The sequence below is a fragment of the Candidatus Dependentiae bacterium genome (genome assembly GCA_035445995.1).
Lineage (GTDB): Bacteria > Babelota > Babeliae > Babelales > Vermiphilaceae > DAOMRS01.
Map to the genome: position 1 here is coordinate 776,264 of DAOMRS010000001.1, position 25,325 is coordinate 801,588.

Sequence of the window (25,325 nt, forward strand, 5' to 3'; positions counted from 1 at the left end):
TTCACCTATTTCTCTCTATTTTTTAGGGTAGTTTGTACATATTTACACAATTATTGCTATCTGAATATACGAATGGGTATGATAGTAAATAGAAGATAAAAAATAGGTATCTACTTATAATACTCATGGAGTATATAATGAAACGTATGTTGGTGTCTTTGGCTATCGTATCCACATTGGTAACATCTTCTGTATTTGCTATGAAGCGAGAAGATGTTTCTACCATCAACCTAATTGTTTCTGATGTCAATCCACTAGATCCCATGGAACACTCCTTAGAACCAAGTCAATTTCGTACCACTATAAACGTACAAAAAGATACGCTTCTGAAAATCCCATATTTTGCAAGTTTGCTTGAAACAACGACCGATTCCGATGAGATTGATTTAGTGGACTCTTTTCCTATTCCCATTACAAAAATTTCTATGCAATTTATTCTTGATAGCATCCAGGCCGTATATACTCTAGAGCCACTCATCAAACAATTTCCCACCTTTTTTACTCAATACTCTCCAAATGATATTCCTCGAACGGTTCTACTTACAATTGAACCTATTCTAAAGAAACAACATTTATTACAGCCAAATGTTTTAGCAAATATACTTATTACTACTAGCTTTTTGGATTTGACATGGCTAGCTCATGCTATTGGCAAAATTTGGGTTACCCAAAGATATACTCAACAACAAGCAATTAATGCTGGTATTAATAAAGAAATCTACACACTCCATATGCGTCCATATCAAGTACGTCAATATCAAGATCAAGGTAAAAATTTATTTGAGCTTGAACAAAGCATTGCTGATATGATTATAAATATGCGATTGCCTGCTATTCACAACAATATTCTTAACTTGGTTGGTAGGCGGATAGTTAGTGTTGCAGGTCTTGACCTATTACCTGCAGATATCAAAACTAGCATGCTAGAACTCAATCTGTCTGGAAATAACATAACCTCTATTCCTGAACGCGCTTTTGCCAATTTGAGCAACTTGCAAAGGCTCTTGCTCAGCAATAATAAAATAACTTATATCTCTTACAATGCCTTTGCCGGCCTTAACAATTTACAACAACTCTATCTCGGTGGTAATCAACTAACATCTATTGCCGCCAATACATTTACCGGCCTTAAGAGTTTACAGTATCTCGGGCTCGGTAGTAATAAACTAACATCTATTGCCGCTAATACCTTTGCCGACCTTAACAATTTACAGAAACTCGAGCTCAATAATAATCAACTAACATCTATTGCCATTAATGCTTTTGCAGGCCTTAACAATTTACAAGAACTCGAGCTCCTTTATAATAGACTCAACCAAGAAACAAAAAATCACGTACGTCAAGCACTGCCACAGGTAGACATAATGTTTCATGAGCCATTTTGACCACTTGCACCTTTCTCGCTACACTAGTTTATAAGCAATACTATAAAATCTTTTTTTGAGCGTAGAATACAGGAACATGGAAAAACGATTCGATCATCAGACCCATCAACAACTTTGCCAGAAAAAATGGGAACATGAAAAAACCTATGATATGGCTAATAACCCGGGACAATTGTATAGTATAGATACACCACCTCCAACCGTTTCTGGTTCGTTGCATATTGGTCATATTTTCTCCTACACACAAACCGATTTTATTGCCCGCTATAAACGCATGAATGGGTTTTCCGTTTTTTACCCTTTTGGTTTTGATGATAATGGATTACCCACTGAACGTTATGTAGAAAAAAAACGAAAAGTCAAAGCACATCAAGTTGGTCGTTCTGCATTTATCGATATATGCCTAGAAGAAACACAACAAGCTGAGCGCGCATTCCAAGAATTGTGGCAACGCATGGGGTTATCTGCTGATTGGAGCAACTGGTATTCAACCATTTCAACATCGGTACGCAAACTATCACAAGAATCATTTATCGATTTGTACAAAAAAGGATTTATTTACCGCAAGGACGAACCAGCATTATATTGTACTACTTGTCGCACTTCTGTTGCTCAAGCAGAATTAGATAGCATAGAAATTCCTTCTTTTTTTAATGATATTGTTTTTAAAGACTATAATGGTAACGATTTAATTATCGGCACAACACGGCCGGAGTTACTGCCATCATGTGTAGCATTACTTTATCATCCTCAAGACGAGCGTTACCAATATTTGCGAGGAACCACTGCTCGTGTACCTTTATTCGATTTTGAAGTACCAATACTTGCTGATGAAAAAGTAAATCCAGACAAAGGAACCGGCCTTGTTATGTGTTGCACTTTCGGTGATACAACAGATATTGAATGGTATAAAAAATTCAGCTTACCCTACAAACAATCAATAGGCTTTGATGGTAAAATGCTTGCATCTACTCAACTTATAGCAGATCTTAAAGTAGAAGATGCTCGCAAAAAAATTATTGAAGAATTAATTAAAACAAATTTATTGCTACGTCAACGACCTATTACTCATGCGGTCAATGTACATGAACGTTGTAAGAAAGAAATTGAATATTTAAGCCTTAAACAATGGTTTATTAATATATTAGACCATAAACAAGCCTTCTTAGATATGGCTGACCGTATTCATTGGTATCCGACATTTATGAAATCTCGGTATATTAATTGGGTAGAAAATATCGGGTGGGATTGGTGTATTTCACGCCAACGGTTTTTTGGTATTCCATTCCCGGTATGGCACTGCCAAGATTGTAATGAGATAATTCTTGCAAAAACCGAGCAACTTCCTGTTGATCCTCAAGAGGTTACTCCTCCCACTTGTACCTGTGGCAGCAAAAATATAGTGCCTGATACTGATGTAATGGACACATGGAATACTTCATCAATTTCCCCTTATATTTGCTATCAACTATTTACCGACAATGAACAGTCTCCATTTGATCCTTCGGTAAATATAAGTAACTTTATCCCAATGAGTATGCGGCCACAAGCTCATGATATCATTCGAACGTGGGCTTTTTATACCATAGTCAAGAGCTGGATGCATCATGGTATTATACCGTGGCAAAATATTGTAATTTCCGGCCATGTATTGAGTGATCAAAAAGAAAAACTATCAAAATCAAAAGATAATGCAGCATTAGCACCTGAAAATCTATTAGAAAAATATCCTGCGGATGTTATTCGGTACTGGACAGCATCTGGTTCACTTGGTCATGATGTAGCTTTTTCTGAAAATCAACTCAAAATCGGATTACGCCTGGTTACTAAGTTATGGAATGCATTTATCTTCACCAAAGAGCATATCATGGCGCTTGATAATCCGAGTCAGTTGCCAGAAGAACTTGGGGCCATTAATGAGTGGTTACTCCATAGTGCAACAGAAACATTTACGCAGTACACGAAATACTTTGAACAAAATGAGTTTGGACTTGCCCTTGATGTAGTAGAAAAATTTTTCTGGAACAATTTCTGCGATAATTACTTAGAACTCATTAAGCATCAATTATTCAACCCACAAGATTATAAACAAACAGATATTCATGCTACCCAATGGACCTTATACCACGTTGGGCTTCGTATTTTACAGCTATATGCACCGTATTTGCCCTTTGTGACTGAATCTATTTATGAGCAACTGTACAAAACACATGAAAAAGTTGCATCACTACATCAAACCAAGTTTGCACAAGTACAACAACCATATGTATTCACCAGTAGCATTGCCATTGCCGAACATGTTTTGCACATTGCAGCATTAGTCCGTAAACTCAAAACTGAACAACAACTATCATTAAAAACACCGCTAGAAAAACTCCTTATTTATGTACCGGAACACATAGCTATCGTATCTATCAAGCTATATGAGCATATTTTACGGGGTGTCACGCAAACACAAGTAATTGATTATAAAGTAGGTTCAGAAAAAACCTCTGAATTAAAAGAGGTTGCTGGTTTGTGGCATGCGCAAATACAAAGTTAATAAAGTATAAAACTTTTTAAGTATGTATGATTACGATTTTTTACGTGCCCTATCTGTAAAGTATTAACTTGGCATACTTGTCCAAGAATATTATTATTAATTATTCATCCCTTGCTTGGCATACAAAAAACAAGCTTATTGACTTTTGTACTCCTTTACAGCTAGGATTCAAATAAAGAAGGGGACTGGTATGAGATTTTATTTCTCATTTTTATCTTTTTTTGTAACAACTATGTATGCCATGAATTATCAACCAATCTCAACGCATCCACCTCGAGAATCCCTTTTTTTCTATCAAAGTATTATTACCGCATTTGATAATGATCAGATAAAAGAACAAGAATTAAAAGATATTTTTGATGCAGCTGAGCTCAAAACGCTACTGGTTAATACACAAAATGATGCAGGCAATACCTTGCTCCATATTGCCGCAAAAAAAGGTGCTCATGACTTTATGAACTATCTTCTGATTATTGGTGCACAACCAAGAATGGCAAATTTAGAAGGCAAGACACCAATAGATATAATTAATGAAATGTTACAAAAAAAACACGTGGCAGATATGCAAGGCTATTATTATTGCCTAGCATTATTGACTACTCATCTTGAACATACTAAACAGGTACCACTGTGTTACGGTTGCTGGCCATTTTAAGTATATGAAAGGCAAGCATATGAAAATATATAGCATTCTTGCATTGGTACCAATAACCACAAGTGCCATGCAGTTACCTCTCAAATCGGTAGCACAGCTTCATACAGAATTAATGATCAATTTATATGCAAGCAAAAAAGTTGCTATTCACGATGTGATTGATTTTCTTATAAAACATTCTTCATCAAACCCCAATCCGTCCTCAATTTCTCGAGCACTTATCAATACCCAGACAGACAGCGGACTTTCATTTTTACATGCTGCCATACTATTAAAAGATGACTTTTTTATAAACTGGCTTTTACAGTACCATGTAAATATAGATATTCAAAACAAAGATGGTGATACGCCATTACACCTTGCAACTAAAGAAAAAAATTTGCCATTCGTTACAAAGCTTATTGAGAATAATGCAAACGTATTAATACAAAATAATCATGGTGAAACACCAAAAATGATAATCAATAGACTAAGGACAAATGCCTATGCGTTACACACCATACATCATCTGCCAAAGCAGTTAGGCAAACATATGCAAGTGTATCAACTAATAGAAGATGCATTACAACAAGCAGAAACACAATCACACCAAGAATATGACAATAACACTACATGTATTATAATGTAGTATTATGATTACAATAAAAAACACTCAAAAAACTATATCCGTAGATGTAGACCTGCTGTATAAAGACACGCAGAAAATTCTTGATCTACTTGATTATCATGATTTTGATATAGGCATTTTGCTGACCACTAACAAAGTTATGCAAAAATATAATCGTGAATACCGCGATAAAGACAAACCAACAGATATTCTATCTTTTCCTTTTCATCAAATTGTTGCCGGTGAGCGCATTATTGCAACAAGTGCTGATGAAAAAAATCTAGGAGATATAATCATTGCACCACAATATGTAATGGACGACCTAGAACGATGGGGACAAACATTCGATCAACGTATGCGCATACTTTTGGTACACGGTATCTGTCATCTACTTGGTTATGATCACATTAAAGATGAAGATTATACCGTTATGAAAGCACAAGAAGAATGGTTATTAAAACAACTTAATTAACACTTAATAACCTGTGGTTTTCTGAATGATAAAATCAAGATTCCAATCAAATTTGGTACAGCTACAAAAATTGTAATAGTATCCATAATCGTCCATATTAATGGTACTGGCATTAAAGCTCCAAAAAAGATAACGCCTACTAAAAATGTCATATATAACTGAGTTCCACGATTATTAGTCATAAATGCAAAGCTTTGTGAACCATTAAAACTATTGCCAATAACTGTTGTTATAATAAATAATGAAATGCTTACAAGAAGTGCTAGTTGTGCAACCCCAGGTGCACGCAATTTAAATGCTTCATAAATAAGAGTACTTCTAAAATCGCCACTCAACCAAACACCCGTTACCAATACAAGCATACCGGATAAAAAGGATAAAATGATATCTGCAATACCAGAAAACATTGCTAATAAACCTTGATCGGTTGGATTTTTAGTATCAGCTACTGCGTGTGGAATTGATGCTGTACCCAAACCAGCTTCCGTAATAAATACCGCACGATGCATACCTGCACGAACGGTTTCGAACATGGTCGCACCTAAAAAACCACCAATCGTTGCTTCAGGTTGCAAAACAGAATAACTCACCAAAGATATAGCATGAGCAAAAGCAGATAGATCACTGAATAAAATAAAAAACACACAACTAATGTACAATACAAACATAAATGGAACCAACTTGCTTGCCAAGGCGCCTACGCGCTGTGCTCCACCATGTAGAACTACCCATACAAGTACGGCAAGACCAAGCCCAACAGTCCATTTTGGGACTGATTCTTGTGCATAAATAGTAGCCAACGTATTTGATTGTAAACTTGACCACCCTGCAAATAACATCATCATAGCAATACCATACCAATTGGCTAACCATGAGCTAACTGAATAAAGATATTGCATAGGACCACCTATTACGCGGCCATCTTCCGTTTGAATACGAGTATCTAATGCAAATGTAACTTCTGCAAACTTAGTCGCAGATCCAAAAAAGATATATATAATCATCCAAAATAATGCACCGGGACCGCCAGTCATAATAGCAATTGAAGGACCAACAATACTCCCCATGCCAATAGTAGTAGACATGGCCGTAAATAACGCATGAAATGGGTTAATGGTGCGTTTTTCTCCCGATTCATCAAACTTACCTTTACCCTTTATCCCACTGGTAAGCAATCGCATGAACCGCGGAAAACCACGAATTTGTAAAACACCAATCTTTAATGTCAGAATCACACCAACACCAAAAAACAATAGTGTTGATGGTATTGCAAATACAGTTTCATTAAGCCATGAAAAAAACGAAAGAAAATCCATAATAACCTTTCTAAAAGTATACCATCTGTCAATGAGTTCAAACCTGCTTAGTCAAATGTGATAAAGCATGGCGTAATAATTGATCAAATGAACAATTAGACTGCCCATAATTTTTCTGCAAATACTGCATTACATTATTAATCTCATTGCGTGAATAATTCAGAGATTCAAGCGCTTGTACCACCGTATGCCACTCGGATACCCGTTGCGCGCCAGTCAAATCAACCCCCGATTTGATAAGTTGTCCAACTTTGTGCTTAAGCTGCACTATAATTTGTTCAGCCTTTTTTTCACCAATACCGTTCACCCTACTTAACATCTTTTCGTCACCAGTTTGTATTGCTTGCAAAAAATTATGAGGCCCCAAATCAGATAGCACCGCTAGCCCTATTTTAGGACCAACCCCTGAACAATTAATAATAAGGATAAATACAGCTTTTTCAAGTTCAGTGGCAAACCCATACAAAGATGGCCCTTGCTCATTACTCCAATGCATATAAACAAAAACATGTACCAATTTATCTAAGGGAAAAACTGAACCACTAGGAACTTGGAGTCCAAAGCCTATACCTCCTACTTCCAGGGTAATAGCTCGCTCTGAGATCTGTTTTACTGTTCCAGAAAAATAGTTCATCATACATTTATTCCTTCGAGTCTATTATATTGGCATATATTCAGTTAAGCGAAAAATATGACATAGGGCAAGTCGTATATGGTAATTTTACCCTATAAACTATAGTAAAATGGTGGCTTTTTTGTTGACAAAGAGTTTATGAGTGGTACATTATTACTTATTCAAATTATCTTAAAAAATGTCGATCTCTAAGCGGGAATAGCTCAGTTGGTAGAGCGTTGCCTTGCCAAGGCAAAGGTCGCGGGTTCAAGTCCCGTTTCCCGCTCCAAAAACCCCTTTTGTACATTGTATGATTTATTGATAAGGTCCATATTGTAGGCATTTTTTATTTATACGTCTGGCAAAAACCAGAACTCATAAGGTTATATATATGAAATCAATTGTTGAAGAAGCATCATCTATCTTTAAAGCTATAGAAAACGCATGGATACGCGCAGGAAAACCTGATAACTTCTCGGTAAAAATTTTTGAAGATGCTCAACGTAATTTCTTTGGCTTAACTACAAAATCTGCAAAAATTGGTCTATTGTTTCAAGAAAAATCAGAAAAACAACAATCAAAACAACTGGCTGCTTCACGTAAACATAAGCCCAGAGAAGAACAACAACCACAACGCAAACCACACGAACAAGAAAAAAAGAAAACACCCATAATTCAGCAGTCAGCACAAAAAAAGCCCCAACCTCAAGTAGTTCAGGAGAAAGCGCCAGGGGTAAATCAAACTGAGTCAAGTGCATGGTCACCAGAGATGATTGATGCAGCTACTGCGTGGGTAAAAAAAAGTTTATCATCAATAGATCTTCCTAATATAAATTTTACAACTACCGCATCCAAGTATCATTTACGATTCCAGTTTGACTCTAAAATTCTGGAAAATCATACCAAGGAAAAAACTTTGTTTAGTAGTTTTGCTTATTTGATTATGGCATCAATGCGTAACAAGTTTAAAAAAGAACTACGAGGACTCAAAGTAGTATTAAGCAGTACATAGTCAACGGTAGGAGGTTATGACCATGTTCGCACACCACGATGATCAAACGATCATTGCACAATGCACGCCCTCTGGCAGTGGCGCTTTAGCACTTATACGTATTAGTGGTGCTGATGCACTTATTATTGCAACGAATATAAGTTCGCTATCTTCAGGGAAGAAAATTATCGATGTTCCAACCCATACTATTCATTATGGTCAAATCATTACCGAAAATAAACAAACTATAGACAATGTATTGTTTTTGGTAATGCATGCACCAAAAACTTTTACCGGTGAGCATACGGTAGAAATCACCTGTCATAATAATCCATTTATTATTGAACAAATTATTCAACAAGCCATTGCATATGGCGCACGCATAGCACAGCAAGGTGAATTCACTAAGCGCGCTGTTTTACATGATAAAATAGATTTAGTGCAGGCTGAGTCTATTAATGAACTAATTCATGCCAATACACAACTCGCATTAAAAAAATCACTCGCACAACTTGATGGCAGTTTTTCACAATGGCTTGCAAATATAGAAAAGCAGCTAACTAAAGCACTTGCATTATCAGAAGCTAGCTTTGAATTTATAGATGAAGAAGAATTAGAATTTGGTAATCAAATTAAAGAAATTATCCACTCAACACAAGCAACCATTGCACAGTTAAAAAAAACATTTAATCAGCAACAACACATCAGACAAGGTATTCGCATTGCCATTATTGGCTCAGTCAACGCCGGAAAATCATCTTTATTTAATGCACTTCTTGGCAAAGATCGTGCTATTGTTACTGATATTGCCGGTACTACACGTGATGTCATAGAAGCAGGTTTATATAGACATGGGAATTACTGGACCTTGATTGATACAGCAGGACTACGCCAAACCCAAGATACTATTGAGCAGCAGGGCATTAAGCGATCATTCCAAGAAGCACAGCAAGCAGATATCATTTTATTAGTACTTGATAATTCCCGAACATTAAGCTCAGAAGAAGCAAGGGTATATCAAGAATTACTCACGCAATATGCTCATAAAATCATTATGGTACTCAGCAAGGTGGATTTGCCAAGCGCCCCACAAAGCATCCCTATGGCTCAAACAGTAGCATGTTCTAACACCCAACAAAAGGGAATTAATAACCTAGATGAACAAATTCAAGCTAAAATCAATACCTTATTTGATGCTATGGAGTCTCCCTTCTTACTTAATCAGCGCCAATATGGGCTTTTGTTGGGCCTTGAACAGCAATTGGCTGCCATTACCCCTCTTTTAGATCACAATGTGCAATATGAGCTTATTTCGCACCATTTACAAGGAGCGCTCGCGCATATGGCCGAATTAACAGGTAAATCTATATCTGAGGCAGGTATGGATGCTGTTTTTAGGGAGTTTTGCGTAGGTAAATAAGCCGTTTCAGTGGACAGGCATTTGACAATAAAGCTCCAATACCTTTACAATTAACATATATACATAATTACCCATATTAGGTATTTTTAACTGAAATTTAGGATTTTATGTACAAAAAGAAAATTGTGGCGCTATTTATAGTGCCTCTTTTATTCACTGGCTATTTCTTAACCTACAACCATGAAATCCCCTCAATATTAACGTTCAATACTGGCAAAAAAAAGATCGTTATTTTTACCAGTTCCGGCGGGGGGGGGCATGTATCAGCTTCAAACGCTTTGCAAGAATATTTGAGCGACACCTATGAGGTTAAAGTTTCTTATATTTTTGAAGAAGTGCTTGGTAGTATGGACCCTATGCAGCGTATTACCTTTGGTAAACAAACAGGTGAAGATGCATACAATGAATGCATGCGCAAAAAATGGTACCGTATGATTAATATAATTTCTCGCTTTGGGCATTGGTATTTCAGCGTATTTCATAAGCGGGCTACTAAATTAATTTGCAACTACCTAGAATTACAACAACCGGATCTAGTCATTTCCGTAGTACCAGTCATCAACAATGCAATATTATCTGCAACAAAAAAAATGAATATTCCTTTCTTGCTTATTCCAACTGACCTTGATGCAACTACATTTGTAAATAGCATATATAAACCTAATTATGAAAAATTTCATGTTGGTATTGCATTTGATAATGAGAATATTTTCAAGCGCATGGAACAATCAGGCATACCAAAAGAACAGATATCAACTATTGGTTTTCCTATTGCTAAAAAATTTTTTACACCCAAAAATATGCGGCGCATAAAAGCAGATTTTCAAATTCCTCAAAATAAACCAATTGTGTTTTTGCTAATGGGGGCACAAGGTACCAATGCTTTGTATACCTATGTAAAATATTTAACACAAGTTGAACAACCATTTCACTTGGTAGCAGCTATTGGAAAAAATGAGGATATGCGTAAAAAATTAGAAGCTATAGCATTACCTACACACATTACTATGACGATTGTCGGATTTACTGACCGTGTAGCAGATTTGATGGCAATAGCCGATCTTGGCATCATTAAATCAGGTACAGTTACCTATATAGAAGCATTGTATAGCAACTTGCCCGTATTACTTGATGCAACAACTGGCACTATTCGTTGGGAACAATACAACCATATTTATAATAAAGAACAAGAATTTGGCGATAGTATTGGTCGCAACCGTGAAATCTATGTACTAGTAAATGAGTTGCTAGCAAATCCTAAAACACTTGCCCAAATTAGAAAAAATATACAAACTAACAAAAAGAAGTGCCTTGGACGAGAGATAAAATCTCTGGTACATGAATTAGTTAATTAATAAAGTAAACGTTAGGCAACTTAGTTATCGCAATGCAAAAGTTATTATTCCTAGCAGGTATGGTATATACCTGCTTTTCTTATGGTATGAGCACTAATGTATCGAATAAATTCGATATTATACAGCAAGCAGCAGATTTGGCTAAAGATGAGTTATCCAAATTAAAAAATATCACTCTTAGGCCAGCACTTGATAGTAACTCTTGCCAAAATTTTCTACAAAAAATAGAACTCATTGACTCTATTGAAGATATTTTTCACCTTATCAATGGCTCACGATACCGATTAATGCTTGCGCCTATCATTTTTAGATATTTAGGAATAAGCAAAGCAAATAAACAAAAAAAGCTAAATCTTATTACCTATGTTTTACAAAATAACACCCAAGCCAATATCAATGATGAAGACATATATGAATTAGAACAATTGAAAAAAAATTTTGAACACATTTTGCAACAGACAGATACCGCTACTATTCCTACGTACACAGAACCTGAAGAAGACATTCTTTTTGAATATAAAAAAGCGGGTGGATATAGTTATTTGGAAGCAGAATTTAATTTAGTTAAGGTAGCTTCTTTTTGTAACTTGCCCCGATTTGCTTTTTGTATACCACAACAATTGATTCCTAAATATAAAAATAATGACACATCAGATGAAATACCACGTATCAGTACAAGAAAAATAGAGAATATAAAAGATTCTATGAGGTATATAACTACCTACCATATGTTAAAGAGTATTAATATAAACCAAGCAGTTCTTAGCTATGATATAGAAATGATTGCTTTTCTAATAAAGCATTGTAATGCAGACATTCGACCTACGCAAGATGATGGATGCAGCCCACTGTTTCGGGCGCTTAATATTGATATCTATCCTGAAGAAAAAGATTTTTCTCAGAACAAACACAAAAGAGAAGTTTTACGCGCATGGAATAAACCGTTACACCTTGGTTTTGCCTATAGAAATTCAGTCATATTTATTGCTGCATATTTAATAAATTGTATGAAAGAGCACCCAGAAGATTTTAACGTTATTGAACAAAAATCAGAATTTACTCCTGTGGGACTTGCAATCCGTAATTATGATCCAATTAGTTTGCAACTATTACTCGATGCTGGCGCAAGCCCTACGCAAGCAATTAAAATTGAAGAAACTTATGTTTTACCTTATATATATGCTGAACAACTAAAGCAAAAATTAACAATTCAAGGCAGAACATCATTAGACCAAATTCTTGAGCTTCTTAGATAAATTTATCTCCAGCGATTTATTCTTGTCTTAAGCATGTGCATATAGCTACTATATCATCAAGATCATCATGTTGTGCAATCTTTCAAGGGCAATTGTATAACACCTTACCCATGTAGTGGTTATGAAAAAAAAAGTTATTATTTTCACAAGTTCGGGTGGCGGCGGACATGTTGCAGCTGCACAAGCTCTTGAGCAATATCTGGGTGATGAATACGATATAGTTATTCACTATATATTTGCCGGAATATTGAAAAATTTTGACCCTATATATTTGATTACATTAGGATATTGGCATAGTGAAAAACTATATAATCTTTTTATTGTCGGCAAATGGTACCGAGTACTAAATAGCTTATATTATGTTGGCAAACCTTATATAAATTTATTAAATACAAAAATTACACATCTCATATACAATTACTTGCACACCCACAAAGCTGATGTTGTTATTTCTGTTATCCCATTTATCAATAATGCATGTATTGCTGCAGCGGAAAAACTTGATATACCCTTTTTTCTATTTCCACTCGATTTGGATGCCTCACATTTTGTATATAACATTACCAAGCAAACATACAAAAACTTTTATATTGGACTCCCATTTGATACTATATTAAGCAAAAAAATATTGTCTAAGTATCACATGCCTGCTGCTCAAATATTTGTTTCAGGCGCTATTCTTCGTACTGATTTTTTTTACCCAAAAAACATTACTTTACTAAAAGAAAAAAACAATATTCCTATATTCAAACCGGTATTACTGCTGTTAATGGGGTCGGCAGGATCTCATGCATCGTACATCTATTTTAAGCAGTTATTACAAATAACACAGCCTCTTCACATTATAATCGTACTCGGCAGACATAAAGCTATGCGCTCAAAATTTGAAGCCATCCACATACCTATACATATTTCAGTAACAATTTTTGGATTTGTGCAGGATATAGCAAATTTGATGACAATAGCAGACTTGAGCATTATGAAGTCAGGATCATTAAGTGTATGTGAAGCTATATACAGCAATATGCCTATGCTCCTAGATGCCAGTGGACCAATCTTAAAATGGGAACGTTTAAATCATGTATTTGTTGAACAAAATGGACTAGGGCAAAGCATTACAGACTATAGGCAAATACCACAAATTGTAGACTCAATCCTAAAAAATACTAATTACCTGATTCAGATAAAACAAAATTTCTCAAAAATTGAAAAGAAACAAGCAAATATAGAAATACCAAAGTTTATCAAAATGTCACTCAACAATAAGGGCTTGCCGTCTAGCAAGCCCTTATCTTAGAATATCGTTATTTATTTAGCTATAGATAACTTTGATCTCTGCGCGACGATTTTTTGCTTGTTGTTCGCGATTACCGGTAACTTTCTTACCATTAATTACCGCAGGGACTTCTGCACCACGACCAACTGTTTTGACAGAGAGCCCTTCAGTGCTAAACCGATCTGCCACTGTTTTTGCACGTTTTTCAGAGATTGCTAAATTATATACGGCTGAACCGGCTGAATGACAAGCATGGCCTTCTATAACCACTGTTGGTTCAATACCATTTTGTGCTATCTTTTTGAGTTCTTTTTTGACATATTCTATGTCTTTTTGAACAGCATTTTCTTGATCCTTGCGTAAAGCATAGCGATCGAAGTCAAAGTACACAACCTGGCAATCACCTTCGGCTTCGTGAGCCCAAGAGAACTCATCATGCCTACTGTGTTGATCTTCATCTACCTCTACATCAATAATGTCTTCTTGATCAAGAAGGGCAAAATCATTAACTTCATCATCAAAAAAGTTGCGTAAATTATCGTCGGCTAATGGAATATCGATTTCAACAACCTTGTTTTTTGCTATTTTGGTACTTTTTACCTTTTTCCCCCCACAACCAGGCAATCCAACAATTACTATTAGTAACGCCAGAAGAGTCTTTTTCATAAACCTACCTTTCTTTTTGAATCCCCACTGATTTTTTCTGGTTAAGCGAAGCGAATTTAGCATATTTTTCTCTAATTTGCTACCTTTTATTCATCAGATCAAGTATATTGAATAATGAGTAGTAACGATAAAAACACACTGTATCCTACATAATCACGCAGGTACAACAAAGGATTTATGAAAAAAATACTAATTAACGATAATTCGTGGCAAACCCGTATTGCTATTACACGGGATGGTAAATTACAAAATTTATACTTCTCTGCCCATGCACAAGAGAGTTTAGAGCGAGCATTTTTTAAGGGAATTATCCTTAAAGTGCTACCTGGTATCCAAACCGCCTTTGTGGAAATTGGCCAAGAAAAAGCTGGTTTTTTACACATATCAGAAATTGATCGTGAACTTGCATTGTCCGAAATGAGTAAAAATTTACAACTTGAGGATGAAGAAGAACAAGTCGAACGCAAGGTTCATCAAAAAAAAGATATCAGTAAAATATTCCATGAAGGAGATGAGGTCCTTGTACAAGTAAGCAAAGAACCTATTTATGAAAAAGGTGCAAAACTTACTACTTGTTATACATTGCCAGGTAGATTTATTGTGCTGATGCCAAATATCCCACGTATTGGCGTATCGAAAAAAATTGCAGAAAAAGAAGAACGTTATCGCCTCAAAGATATTGTGCGTTCACATTTGCCAGAAGGAATGGGAGCCATTATCCGTACCACCTCAGAGGGGCGTAATGAACAAGAAATAATCAAAGATTTAAACTATTTGGTCAGAAAATGGAAAACCATTGAAGATGCATTTGAAAAGGCAAAAGGCGATCATACGGTTTGTAAACTCCATGAAGACATTCCACTACCACTGCAAATTGTCCGAGATCATCTGGATGATGATGTAGAAGAAATCATTACTGACAATAAACAAAATCAAACTAATATTTATAACTTTATTAAGTCAATAGCGCCCGAGTATAGCCAAAAAATAAAACTTTACACCGGTGATCGAAGCATCTTCACTCATTATGATATTGAGAAACAAATAACTCAAGCTCTTGATAAGAAGGTGTCACTTAAATCCGGCGGGTCACTTATTATTGAAACTACAGAGGCTATGACTGTTGTTGACGTCAATACGGGTAAATTTATTGGTAAGAAGAGTATGGAAGATACTATTCTACAAACCAATATTGAGGCTGCAGAAGAGATTGTGCGCCAGTTAAAACTGCGCAATATTGGAGGTCTGATTGTCATAGACTTTATCGACATGACGGTTTCTGCGAATAAACAAAAACTATCTCGTTTTTTTGAAAAAACACTACGCGAACAAGATAAGTTTCAATCGGTTCTTTTAAAGATATCGGAATTCGGCCTTGTCCAAATGACTCGCAAACGCTCAGGCAAAACCCTTATACAGCAATTGACTGACGATTGTCCAACTTGCAAGGGGTCTGGTTTTGTCCCATCAGTACAAACTGAATGCTATGCCTTATTGCGCAACTTACAGCAAGATTTAACCGATTTGAAGGATAAAACATCGGTTACCGTAATGGTACATCCAACACTATTCGATTATATCTCATCTATTGAATATAATGCCATTTTGGAACTTGAAAAAAAATATCACATCAAAATTACAATAGCTACTGAGCCTTCATTAGCATTGAATACATACAAAATCGAAAAAAAATGATATTTTAGGTAATTATAGTCATGATGTATAGCAGCACAAGCAGCAAGCGGAAGGTATATTGCTATGGCAAAGACAGGATCTATTCTTGATCAATATCCTGAATATGAAATAACTATAGGCATGGAAGTACATGTCCAGCTAGCTACAAAAAGTAAGATTTTTTGTGCAAGCAAAAATGAAGTTACTAAGGACCCTAATAGTCATATTTGCCATATATGCGCGGGACATCCCGGCGTGCTCCCTGTACTAAATAAAGAAGTGATTAACTATGCTATTCTTGCCGGACTTGCCACTCATTGCAAAATAGCTGAAAAATCAAGTTTTGATCGCAAACATTATTTTTATCCTGATCTGCCAAAAAACTATCAGATTACTCAAAACTATGAACCTATTTGTATTGATGGATATGTACCTATTCGTTTAGACAATGGTAGCGTTAAAAAAATTAGACTTATGCGCATACACATAGAAGAAGACGCAGGAAAAAATATCCATTCTGACTATAGTAATGAAAGCTTTGTGGATCTAAACCGTGCTGGTACCCCATTACTGGAAATTGTAAGTTATCCTGACATTTCTAGTGCTGAAGAAACAAAAGCATACTTAAAGGAATTACGCTCCATTGTACAATATTTGCATATTTGCTCAGGTAATATGGAAGAAGGTGCATTTCGCGCAGACACAAATATATCTGTCCGTAAAAAAGGAGCAAAACAATTTGGAACCCGCTGTGAATTGAAAAATATTAACTCTTTTAAGTTTATTAGTGACGCAATTGAATATGAAGTCGCACGCCATATCGATATATTAGAAAATGGTGGCAAGATTAAACAAGAAACACGACTGTGGGATACTAAGAACAAAAAAACAATTCCTATGCGCTCAAAAGAAGAAGCTGCTGATTATCGTTATTTACCAGATCCTGATTTACCAATTATAGAAGTAAATGGCGTCTGGATTGAGCATATGCAAAAACTGCTTCCAGAATTACCATATCAAAAATTTGAACGACTTTGCCACCAAGGCCTTAGTCCATATGAAGCAGAAATACTCGTAGATAATCTTGAAATTGCAAACTACTATGATGACGCACATAAAATTACCCAAAGCAAACAATTAATTAATTGGGTACTACGTGATCTCATGGGATACTTAAAAGAACAAAAAATTGAGCTTATTCAATGCAAAGTTACCCCTGATAAACTTGCCACAATTATTGATATGCTTGAGCAAGATAAAATCAATAATCATGCAGCTAAAGAAGTATTTTTAATCGTTGCACAAACAGGTCAAGACCCAGAGGCTGTAGTTAAAGAAAAAGGACTTGAGCAAGTAGGCGCATCTGAAGAGCTTGAACATATTATACAAAAAATAGTACATGATAATCCTAGTCAAACGGCAGATTACAAATCTGGTAATCAACGTATCTTTGCATTTTTTGTTGGTCAAGCAATGAAGCAAACGGCTGGAAAAGGCAATCCAAAAATCATACAAGAATTACTCAAAAAGTACTTGCAGTAAACCTATGCTTTATCGTACATTTTTAATTTTTTGTATATCCTCGCCTCTTATATGCATGGAAAAAAGTGGATCTTCCTCTACGTCTGAAACTGAAGAGAATTCATTTTTTAGTCCTACCATACAAAACACTGTCTACAATAAAGCAAAAAGACATTTCAAAAGAAGCTCGAGTACAAATTCTTTTGAACAAAATATCGATATAGACATTACTTATACAGAAAAAGAATATAATCTATTTTGTATGGCACAGAGTATTGTACAAATTGTCAAAAATAGCTTTCAAAGCAGAGAAGCTAATAATATACATCCCTCATACCGCCAACTACATTTACCTGATATACATAAGTCTAAGATGGGACTTTATTTATACTTTAAGGACGATATACCTGCTGGCCTGTTTACACCGTGGGGTATTTGGAATTTTTGGAGCAAAAAAACATTAGAAATTATTCATAAAACGCGTGTTGAAAGTACGCTTATACGGCCACACCTAGATTTACATATGATTACAAAATGTATTGTGGCATATAGCAAATTATCAAAAATCATGCCAGACGATTACATACCTGGTAACAAATACAGTTTTGGACCGATTTTGAAAATAAAACATATTAATAATACCGTCGTAGAAAATGTATTGGTTAATAATAACAAGCGCTGGATTGAGCAACAAAAAACATGGCAGGCAATGCATGAACGTTATAAGGCACAAGATTTAGAAGTTAACAATATTGTCATTAAAAAAACAAAACGGCCTCGTTCAAAAAGTAGCCCTCGTGATAATAGTCCAAAAAAACTTATTAGGCAGAAAGAAAGCCCACGATCCGAAAGCAGCACCTACTCTCAAGAGATTTCTTATATTAAAAATAGCCCTCGAAAACTTGAAGATAGTCCTCGAAAAAAAGGATCTCCTAGATCCTGGTTCAATTTTTTATTTAAAGATAAAAGTGAATAATACATAAAAATAAACTCTCTTTAGTTTTTAAATAACATAGCTCAAAAAATGTATACCTACTAAATAAAATCGTTTATAGATCGACGCTCTGAATATTGCATCACAACTGACACCATGCTACGCTACAAAAAAAGGGAAGTATATATCGGTAAAACCATACAAAAAAAGTTTATTTATATTTAGACGTGACTTACGCCTACAAGACAATAACGGGCTTACTGCAGCCCTACAACAATCTGATTGTGTCATCCCTTGTTTTATTTTTGATCTACAACAAATTGGACCTCAAAATAAATTCCGTAGCTTCAATGCTATACAATTTATGCTTGAATCATTGCAAGATCTAGATAAACAACTAAAAACAAAAAAAGGTAAACTCTATATATTCAAAGGTAACCCTAAAAATATTGTGAGCAAACTAATCAAACAAGAAAAAATAGATGCTGTTTTTCTTAATCGTGATTATACCCCATTTAGTACTAAACGCGATAAGACCATTGCGCAAATATGTATAAAAAAGAAAGTTGAGTTCTTTACATATAATGATCTACTACTCACAGAACCAGATGATATAAAAACAGGCAAAGGGACTCCGTACACTATATTCACACCATTTTTTAAAAAAGCAATACATAGAAAAATTATTAATCCAAAAAAACTTCCTCGCGGAAATTTTCTGACAGGAAATATTACTGGTTCGCAATCAGTGCATATGTATAAATATGTCGTAAAAAAAGAAAATAAAAAATTACATGTACACGGTGGAACAATCCAGGGTAAAAAAATATTAGAATCGCTCGGTATTTATAAAAATTACAAAAAAACAAAAGACTTTCCTTCCCTAGACACTACTAATCTTTCTGCCTACTTAAAATTCGGCTGCATTTCTGTACGTGAAGCTTTTTATGCTATTGAAGAAAAACTTGGTAAGCATCACCCATTAATTAGGCAATTATACTGGCGTGATTTTTTTACACATGTTGCCTTTCATTTTCCGTTTGTATTTGGTGCACCATATCATGAAAAATATAAAAAACTATGGTGGTCAAAAAGTAATGTATATTTTAATGCATGGTCTAAAGGAAATACCGGTTTTCCTATTGTTGACGCAGGTATGCGACAACTAAATGAAACAGGGTTTATGCATAATAGGGTACGTATGATTGTAGCATCATTTTTAACTAAAGACTTACATATAAATTGGTTAAAGGGAGAAAAATATTTTGCTCAACAACTTGTTGACTATGATCCAGCAATTAATAATGGAAATTGGCAATGGTCAGCATCAACAGGATGCGATGCTCAACCATATTTCCGTATTTTTAATCCTTGGACACAACAAAAAAAATTTGATCCTGATTGTATCTATATAAAGACATGGATCCCGGAACTAAGACATATACCCAATAAAATTATACATACGTGGTCTAAAAATACACATCAACCAATAAAAAACTACCCACGCCCAATAGTCGATCATACTATTGAAAACAGAAAAACAAAATTACTGTATAAGAAAGTAGGTTAAATATATAGCTGATTGCCTTCTTGCTTAATTAACCCATCATTAGATAACTGTGTAATTATAGTATTTATACGATGCTCTTCTTGTTTGAGTAATATCAACAACTGTTCTTTGGTAACAATCTGTTGCTCAACAAGTATCTTAATAATATTGCCACGAATTTGCCTATCTGATCCTTCAAATTTAGTTTGCACCGCATGATGCTTACTATTACGACTTGGATTAGGGTGCATTTTTTTCAACAATACGCCATAATCCATCAATGCATAATACCATTCACGCGGATTATTATGATCGAGTGTGGCACTAATAAGCGGTAATAATTCTTTATCATGCACATCTTGTTTACCACGAAAAAAACTATGTAAAAATACCGCGCGAATATTTGTCTCTATAAAAACAACTGGCATATTGAATGCAAATGCACAAATTGATCCTGCAGTATTTGGGCCAATACCAGGAAAAGTCTTTAATGCGTCTTGATCATTAGGCAATTGCCCTTCAAATTCACACATAACTTTTTGTGCAATTTCTTGCAAATATTTACCACGGCGATTGTATCCTAAGCCTTGCCATGCGGCAAGTACATGCCTGAGTGGCGCATGTGCAAGTACAATAAAATTTGGAAACAGATCAATAAACTGTTCATATTTGGGCGTCACACGATATGTCTGCGTTTGTTGCAACATAATTTCTGAAACTAAAATACAATACGGATTGTTGATGTTGCGCCAAGCAAAGCTGCGCCCTTGCGTATGGTAAAATTGCCAGATAAAACTTTGAAATGAAAGAATCTTGTCTTTAGTCAGTTGCATATACTATTAAGAGCCTTGATTTATATAAAGATTCTTTAGTGTAATAAGAACACATAATATTGTAAATAAAAGGGAAAATCAGTATGAATCATAAAAAAATTGCTATTATTGGTGCAGGTTCAGTCGGAACAACAACTGCATATGCATTAATTCTATACAACACACCCGCAGAAATTATCTTGATTGATATTGATCACAACCGCTGCAAAGGAGAAGTTCTAGATCTAGCTGACACTATTGGATTCTCAAGCACGCCTGGTATATATAGCGGAACATGCCAAGATGCTTGCAATGCTGATATTATTGTTATTGCCGCAGGAGCACGCCAAAAACCTGGGCAAAAACGCTCTGAATTATTAGAAACTAATAAAAAAGTTGTTGAAGCAGTACTTGATCAACTTAGATTCGTACAAAAACATGCCATAGTTATTATGGTTACCAATCCGCTTGATCCCTTAACTTGGTATGCACAAGAAAAATTAAGTTTACCTCGCGCTCAAATTTTTGGTACGGGTACATTTCTGGATTCACAACGGTTACAAGGAATACTGTCACAGAAGCTCAATATTTCCCGTGAATCAATTCAAGCATATATCCTGGGCGAGCACGGAGATATGCAGTTTCCTGCTTGGTCAATTACGCGTATTAATGAAAAACCATTAGCTATGTTTAATCTATCCGAAGAAACTCTCAATACCATTGCACAAGAAACACGCAATAAAGCATATGAGATTATCTCATGCAAAGGCGCCACATTTTATGGTATTGCCACGTGTGTTGCTATTATATGCCATGCAATAATATTTGATAAAAAATTTATACTTCCATTATCGATATATCTTGAAAACTTTGGCGTATGTATGAGCATGCCGGCAATCCTTGGCAAACAAGGCATTGAACAAGTTTTGGATATTACTTTAAATTCCCATGAGCAAGAGAGCCTAGCTCGTGCTGCCACAGTCTTAAAAAATATGCTCAAGTAAACGCTTATCTTCTTGCAAAAACAACAACTATTGATACTATAAAATTTTATTTTTAGTTATCTAAGGAAATAACACATGAAGAAAATATCAATTATTATAATATCACTGCTATTTGCACATATTCCTCTTTATTGTATGAAAGCTAGCTGGGAAAACTTCAAAAAATTAACCAAAATGGCATTAACATCTCCTAAAATCAAATCAAGCACATCAACAAGTTCGACACTTTCTATGGGAGAAAATATAGTGTTTGCAAGACACCTCAAAATACTAGATCAACTTACCCAACAACGTCATTATGTCTGTCCTCCACGCGGCCAAGAAACAACATATCTTATAGAAGCAATTAATGAAGGCTGGATTAATGCTGCAAGCAGTGATGAAGACTCAAGTAGTATATAAATTAGAAGCGTAATAGAAACTCATAAATCAATTACATTATACATACGAAATAAAAAAGGGCTTCTTTCTTTTTGAAAGAAGCCCTTTTTTTATAAATGCCATTATATAATTTAGCCTAATTGCTTTTCAACACGGCCAACGCGCAATGTAATTAATTTGTCAGAACTCATTATTTTTTTAACTGCTTGTTGAATATCGGCCAATGTTATATGTGCCAATTGTTCTGCACGTTTGTCAAAAAAATCTGGTGCAAATCCATAACGGTCAGCCAATAGGAACATATGCGCTATACCACGATTAGATGCAAATTGATCGATCAGCGTATTAGCTATTGCGCGCTTTGCTTCATTAAGCTCTTGTTCTGTTAATGTATCTGGTACCATATCAATTGCTTGCTTAATAACCTTTTCTGCTTCTGCTAAACGATCCATAGATACAATAGTTTTGACCAAAACTACCCCTGGTTGCTCATCTGCTCCAGCCACAAGCGAGCCATTGATACGGTAAAATAAACCTGATTGCTCACGTAGTTGAAATAAACGAGAACTCATGGAACCAAGAGCCCCTCCGCCAAAAATTTGATCAAATAATAATAATTTATCATAATCAGGGTGCTTGCGATCTATTGAAAGACCCGCAAAACACAGCACAACCTGATCCCTGTTGATAGGGTAATTGACTTCTGCAGGCTCAACACTACACAAACTAGGAAACTCTATATCATTTACTTTTTGCCCATGCCACTTGCCAATAGTTTGCTCGAGCTCTTTTTTGATATTGTAACCATCTAAATTACCGACAATTGCAAGCGTAGCTCCTTCGGGAGTTACGACCTGTTTATAAAAATTATATAGATCATCATGAGAAATTTGTTCAATAACCTGTCTAACACCCATACTATTTTTACTATATGGATGATTTTTATATAATTGCTCTCGCAATAATTGACCAGAAAAACTCCAAGGTTCATCCCAATAATTTTTTATATCCGCAAGTACTTGAGCGCGAACCTTTTCCATATGCTGTTCATCAAAAGAAGCATTGCTGAGTACCTCATGTAGCATTTGCATACCAAAGCCAAAGTCTTCATGAGTCATATACATAGAAACACCCCCTGGATATGCACCAAGTCCCATACCACGAGATTCTACAATGTCTGCCAGTTGCTCTGCAGAATAACGCGTCGTACCCTCTGTTAACATGTCTGCCATAAAAGTATAGAGCCCTTGTTTTTGCTGGGGATCATAACAAGAACGTGCCTTAAGTTGTAGCATAACATCTATTTTTGGGGTATTTGAATTATGATGATATAGAACCTTTAGACCATTGGAGAGTGTAATTATTTGTGGTTTTGGGAAATTAAATACTCCCGGCTCACCCACCTTTAAATTGTTGGCATATACTGCAGGTTCAATTGGAGTTGAGCGTGGATGCGCGTCTAATATACGATTATCTTCTGCATCAGACTCAGTTTGCAATTCAGCCCAAACATCAATTTCTTCTTGTGCTAGTGGCAATATTTCACCTCTATGCATAACAGATGGACGAAAATATTTTGCAACCATTTCTTGCATCGCTTCTTGCAACTGAGCATTTGATTGTTGTTGCAAATAATTAAATGCATAATTCTCATCACCTGTTGCCCAAAAATATTTACCAATTTGATATGCTTGACTCTCTAGATTTTCAAGTAAATTATATAAACTCATTTCTGTTTGCTTAACTGCGCGACTTACCTCTTGTTCAGTAAATCCTTCTTGAATAATATTGAGCAATTCTTGCTTGATAACCCGCTCAATCTCTGCAATATCTGCGATGCGCTTTGGTTCGCATGCTATAAAAAAAATACCATGCTCAAATAAATCATCGCTATCCGCACTAACTGAAGTAGCAAGTTGTAATTCATTAACCAATTTTTTATATAAACGAGAACTTTTACCCTTACCCAGAACCCAAGCAATCAAATTTAAAATATGATCTTTTTTTTCTTGTAATCCTGGCACGGTAAATGCATATGCAACCATTGGTTGTTGCAAATCGCGATAGAGAGTAATAGATTTTGATGCAATATCTTTATTGAGATAATTCTGTGCTTTTTTATACGTTGTATCTGCAGCTATTACCGCAAAATGTTTTTTTGCTAATGCATATACTTCTTCAGGGTTAACATCACCCACTACTACTAATGCTGCATTATTGGGCACATAATGTTTTTTATAAAATTTATGCAACACATCACTTGAAGCTCCCCACAGATCTTGTTTATACCCTATTATTGGATAGTGATATGGGTGTTCCTCAAAAATAGTAGAAACAAGGTGTTCAAATAGACTAGCACTATAGTTGTCTCGATACATTTTAAGCTCTTGAATAACCGCTTTCATTTCTGAATTAAGCATATTTGTATCAAAACGACAGTTACGCATACAATCTGCCATTATAGGCAGCGTTTCTGTCCAATTATGTTTAGGCATATTAAATAGGTAGCCAGTATAATCATACGAGGTAAAAGCATTACAACTACCAGAAAGCATGTGAGTCGCTACATTAATATCAGATTCTGACAGTGTATCAGTACCTTTAAAAATCATATGCTCAATCAAATGTGCGAGCCCTTTTTCACCTGTTTTCTCATCCTTCGACCCAACGTTATACCAAAGCTGCACAGAGACCTTTGGAACATGATGGACGGGCCTGACCAGTATAGTCATTCCATTATCCAGGACCCTTTTTATAACATGTGATTGCACGTCATTACCCTTGTTCATTGTATCATCTACCTTCCCATAATTACTCAAAAACCATACCATACACATACCCCCTATGCCAAACCAAATATACTTATGCATTGGGCCTCTCCTTATTTTTTAGGTAT

General features: G+C 35.4%; 21 protein-coding genes and 1 tRNA gene. 17 read left to right on the forward strand and 5 right to left on the reverse strand.

What is annotated here, in order from left to right; translation table 11 throughout:
- The first annotated feature begins 137 nt into the window (after positions 1 to 137).
- The 5 genes from PK943_03790 (at position 138) to ybeY (ending at position 5,661) form a co-directional block, all read left to right on the forward strand.
- Complete coding sequence (locus PK943_03790) at positions 138 to 1,385, forward strand: leucine-rich repeat domain-containing protein (protein HRN78336.1); 1,248 nt, start codon at positions 138 to 140, stop codon at positions 1,383 to 1,385.
- Positions 1,386 to 1,461: 76 nt separating this feature from the next.
- On the forward strand, positions 1,462 to 3,927 hold the full coding sequence (locus tag PK943_03795; GenBank protein ID HRN78337.1) for a valine--tRNA ligase: 2,466 nt from the start codon (positions 1,462 to 1,464) through the stop codon (positions 3,925 to 3,927).
- Between the two features lie 190 nt (positions 3,928 to 4,117).
- A complete protein-coding gene (locus PK943_03800) occupies positions 4,118 to 4,582 on the forward strand; it encodes an ankyrin repeat domain-containing protein (protein ID HRN78338.1) in 465 nt (154 codons plus the stop codon).
- 19 nt (positions 4,583 to 4,601) lie between these two features.
- Entirely contained in the window at positions 4,602 to 5,210 is a 609-nt protein-coding gene (locus tag PK943_03805) for an ankyrin repeat domain-containing protein (GenBank protein HRN78339.1), read from the forward strand.
- Between the two features lie 4 nt (positions 5,211 to 5,214).
- Entirely contained in the window at positions 5,215 to 5,661 is a 447-nt protein-coding gene (gene ybeY / locus PK943_03810; protein HRN78340.1) for an rRNA maturation RNase YbeY, read from the forward strand.
- Here the strand turns inward: ybeY and PK943_03815 are convergent.
- Together PK943_03815 and ruvA are read right to left on the reverse strand one after the other, a co-directional pair.
- Positions 5,658 to 6,977 carry an amino acid carrier protein gene (locus PK943_03815; protein ID HRN78341.1) on the reverse strand — a complete coding sequence of 440 codons (1,320 nt, stop codon included), beginning with the start codon at positions 6,975 to 6,977 and terminating at the stop codon, positions 5,658 to 5,660. The genes ybeY and PK943_03815 overlap by 4 nt on opposite strands.
- A 37-nt stretch (positions 6,978 to 7,014) precedes the next feature.
- Positions 7,015 to 7,614: a Holliday junction branch migration protein RuvA gene (gene ruvA, locus PK943_03820; GenBank protein HRN78342.1), complete on the reverse strand. Its 600-nt coding sequence runs from the start codon at positions 7,612 to 7,614 to the stop codon at positions 7,015 to 7,017.
- A 189-nt stretch (positions 7,615 to 7,803) separates the two neighbouring features.
- Here ruvA and PK943_03825 point away from each other — a divergent pair.
- From PK943_03825 to PK943_03850, 6 genes are all read left to right on the forward strand, one after another.
- A tRNA-Gly gene (locus tag PK943_03825) sits at positions 7,804 to 7,879 on the forward strand.
- A gap of 102 nt (positions 7,880 to 7,981) precedes the next feature.
- A complete protein-coding gene (locus PK943_03830; GenBank protein HRN78343.1) occupies positions 7,982 to 8,602 on the forward strand; it encodes a hypothetical protein in 621 nt (206 codons plus the stop codon).
- Between the two features lie 22 nt (positions 8,603 to 8,624).
- Positions 8,625 to 10,001, forward strand: a complete 1,377-nt coding sequence (mnmE, locus tag PK943_03835) for a tRNA uridine-5-carboxymethylaminomethyl(34) synthesis GTPase MnmE (protein HRN78344.1) — start codon at positions 8,625 to 8,627, stop codon at positions 9,999 to 10,001.
- 107 nt (positions 10,002 to 10,108) lie between these two features.
- The gene (locus PK943_03840; protein HRN78345.1) at positions 10,109 to 11,356 is read left to right on the forward strand and encodes a glycosyltransferase; all 1,248 of its coding nucleotides are present in this window, start codon (positions 10,109 to 10,111) and stop codon (positions 11,354 to 11,356) included.
- Positions 11,357 to 11,388: 32 nt separating this feature from the next.
- Positions 11,389 to 12,612, forward strand: a complete 1,224-nt coding sequence (locus PK943_03845; GenBank protein ID HRN78346.1) for a hypothetical protein — start codon at positions 11,389 to 11,391, stop codon at positions 12,610 to 12,612.
- 121 nt (positions 12,613 to 12,733) lie between these two features.
- A complete protein-coding gene (locus PK943_03850; GenBank protein HRN78347.1) occupies positions 12,734 to 13,909 on the forward strand; it encodes a hypothetical protein in 1,176 nt (391 codons plus the stop codon).
- Between the two features lie 15 nt (positions 13,910 to 13,924).
- Here the strand turns inward: PK943_03850 and PK943_03855 are convergent, their stop codons facing one another.
- Positions 13,925 to 14,554 (reverse strand): OmpA family protein, encoded by a 630-nt coding sequence (locus PK943_03855; protein HRN78348.1) that lies wholly within the window; start codon positions 14,552 to 14,554, stop codon positions 13,925 to 13,927.
- A 177-nt stretch (positions 14,555 to 14,731) separates the two neighbouring features.
- Between PK943_03855 and PK943_03860 the strand changes: the two genes are divergently transcribed.
- The 4 genes from PK943_03860 to PK943_03875 all read left to right on the forward strand — a co-directional run bounded on the left by PK943_03860 (position 14,732) and on the right by PK943_03875 (position 20,253).
- On the forward strand, positions 14,732 to 16,249 hold the full coding sequence (locus tag PK943_03860; protein ID HRN78349.1) for an Rne/Rng family ribonuclease: 1,518 nt from the start codon (positions 14,732 to 14,734) through the stop codon (positions 16,247 to 16,249).
- 63 nt (positions 16,250 to 16,312) lie between these two features.
- Positions 16,313 to 17,770 carry an Asp-tRNA(Asn)/Glu-tRNA(Gln) amidotransferase subunit GatB gene (gene gatB / locus PK943_03865; protein HRN78350.1) on the forward strand — a complete coding sequence of 486 codons (1,458 nt, stop codon included), beginning with the start codon at positions 16,313 to 16,315 and terminating at the stop codon, positions 17,768 to 17,770.
- 4 nt (positions 17,771 to 17,774) lie between these two features.
- Positions 17,775 to 18,725 (forward strand): hypothetical protein, encoded by a 951-nt coding sequence (locus tag PK943_03870; protein HRN78351.1) that lies wholly within the window; start codon positions 17,775 to 17,777, stop codon positions 18,723 to 18,725.
- A 142-nt stretch (positions 18,726 to 18,867) separates the two neighbouring features.
- Positions 18,868 to 20,253 carry a deoxyribodipyrimidine photo-lyase gene (locus PK943_03875; protein ID HRN78352.1) on the forward strand — a complete coding sequence of 462 codons (1,386 nt, stop codon included), beginning with the start codon at positions 18,868 to 18,870 and terminating at the stop codon, positions 20,251 to 20,253.
- Here PK943_03875 and PK943_03880 read toward each other — a convergent pair.
- Positions 20,250 to 21,065 (reverse strand): A/G-specific adenine glycosylase, encoded by an 816-nt coding sequence (locus tag PK943_03880; protein HRN78353.1) that lies wholly within the window; start codon positions 21,063 to 21,065, stop codon positions 20,250 to 20,252. The two genes, PK943_03875 and PK943_03880, sit on opposite strands and share 4 nt — an antisense overlap.
- 83 nt (positions 21,066 to 21,148) lie before the next feature.
- Between PK943_03880 and PK943_03885 the strand changes: the two genes are divergently transcribed.
- A complete protein-coding gene (locus PK943_03885) occupies positions 21,149 to 22,048 on the forward strand; it encodes an L-lactate dehydrogenase (GenBank protein ID HRN78354.1) in 900 nt (299 codons plus the stop codon).
- A 75-nt stretch (positions 22,049 to 22,123) separates the two neighbouring features.
- Positions 22,124 to 22,450, forward strand: a complete 327-nt coding sequence (locus PK943_03890) for a hypothetical protein (protein ID HRN78355.1) — start codon at positions 22,124 to 22,126, stop codon at positions 22,448 to 22,450.
- 110 nt (positions 22,451 to 22,560) lie between these two features.
- Here PK943_03890 and PK943_03895 read toward each other — a convergent pair whose 3' ends face one another.
- On the reverse strand, positions 22,561 to 25,299 hold the full coding sequence (locus tag PK943_03895; GenBank protein ID HRN78356.1) for a pitrilysin family protein: 2,739 nt from the start codon (positions 25,297 to 25,299) through the stop codon (positions 22,561 to 22,563).
- Between the last annotated feature and the right edge of the window lie 26 nt (positions 25,300 to 25,325).

What these genes read in the sequence shown, in the direction of transcription:
- PK943_03790 (HRN78336.1), top strand. Translation starts at nt 138, where the DNA reads ATGAAACGTATGTTGGTGTCTTTGGCTATCGTATCCACATTGGTAACA.
- PK943_03795 (HRN78337.1), top strand. Translation starts at nt 1,462, where the DNA reads ATGGAAAAACGATTCGATCATCAGACCCATCAACAACTTTGCCAGAAA.
- PK943_03800 (HRN78338.1), top strand. Translation starts at nt 4,118, where the DNA reads ATGAGATTTTATTTCTCATTTTTATCTTTTTTTGTAACAACTATGTAT.
- PK943_03805 (HRN78339.1), top strand. Translation starts at nt 4,602, where the DNA reads ATGAAAATATATAGCATTCTTGCATTGGTACCAATAACCACAAGTGCC.
- ybeY (HRN78340.1), top strand. Translation starts at nt 5,215, where the DNA reads ATGATTACAATAAAAAACACTCAAAAAACTATATCCGTAGATGTAGAC.
- PK943_03815 (HRN78341.1), bottom strand. Translation starts at nt 6,977, where the DNA reads ATGGATTTTCTTTCGTTTTTTTCATGGCTTAATGAAACTGTATTTGCA.
- ruvA (HRN78342.1), bottom strand. Translation starts at nt 7,614, where the DNA reads ATGATGAACTATTTTTCTGGAACAGTAAAACAGATCTCAGAGCGAGCT.
- PK943_03830 (HRN78343.1), top strand. Translation starts at nt 7,982, where the DNA reads ATGAAATCAATTGTTGAAGAAGCATCATCTATCTTTAAAGCTATAGAA.
- mnmE (HRN78344.1), top strand. Translation starts at nt 8,625, where the DNA reads ATGTTCGCACACCACGATGATCAAACGATCATTGCACAATGCACGCCC.
- PK943_03840 (HRN78345.1), top strand. Translation starts at nt 10,109, where the DNA reads ATGTACAAAAAGAAAATTGTGGCGCTATTTATAGTGCCTCTTTTATTC.
- PK943_03845 (HRN78346.1), top strand. Translation starts at nt 11,389, where the DNA reads ATGCAAAAGTTATTATTCCTAGCAGGTATGGTATATACCTGCTTTTCT.
- PK943_03850 (HRN78347.1), top strand. Translation starts at nt 12,734, where the DNA reads ATGAAAAAAAAAGTTATTATTTTCACAAGTTCGGGTGGCGGCGGACAT.
- PK943_03855 (HRN78348.1), bottom strand. Translation starts at nt 14,554, where the DNA reads ATGAAAAAGACTCTTCTGGCGTTACTAATAGTAATTGTTGGATTGCCT.
- PK943_03860 (HRN78349.1), top strand. Translation starts at nt 14,732, where the DNA reads ATGAAAAAAATACTAATTAACGATAATTCGTGGCAAACCCGTATTGCT.
- gatB (HRN78350.1), top strand. Translation starts at nt 16,313, where the DNA reads ATGGCAAAGACAGGATCTATTCTTGATCAATATCCTGAATATGAAATA.
- PK943_03870 (HRN78351.1), top strand. Translation starts at nt 17,775, where the DNA reads ATGCTTTATCGTACATTTTTAATTTTTTGTATATCCTCGCCTCTTATA.
- PK943_03880 (HRN78353.1), bottom strand. Translation starts at nt 21,065, where the DNA reads ATGCAACTGACTAAAGACAAGATTCTTTCATTTCAAAGTTTTATCTGG.
- PK943_03885 (HRN78354.1), top strand. Translation starts at nt 21,149, where the DNA reads ATGAATCATAAAAAAATTGCTATTATTGGTGCAGGTTCAGTCGGAACA.
- PK943_03890 (HRN78355.1), top strand. Translation starts at nt 22,124, where the DNA reads ATGAAGAAAATATCAATTATTATAATATCACTGCTATTTGCACATATT.
- PK943_03895 (HRN78356.1), bottom strand. Translation starts at nt 25,299, where the DNA reads ATGCATAAGTATATTTGGTTTGGCATAGGGGGTATGTGTATGGTATGG.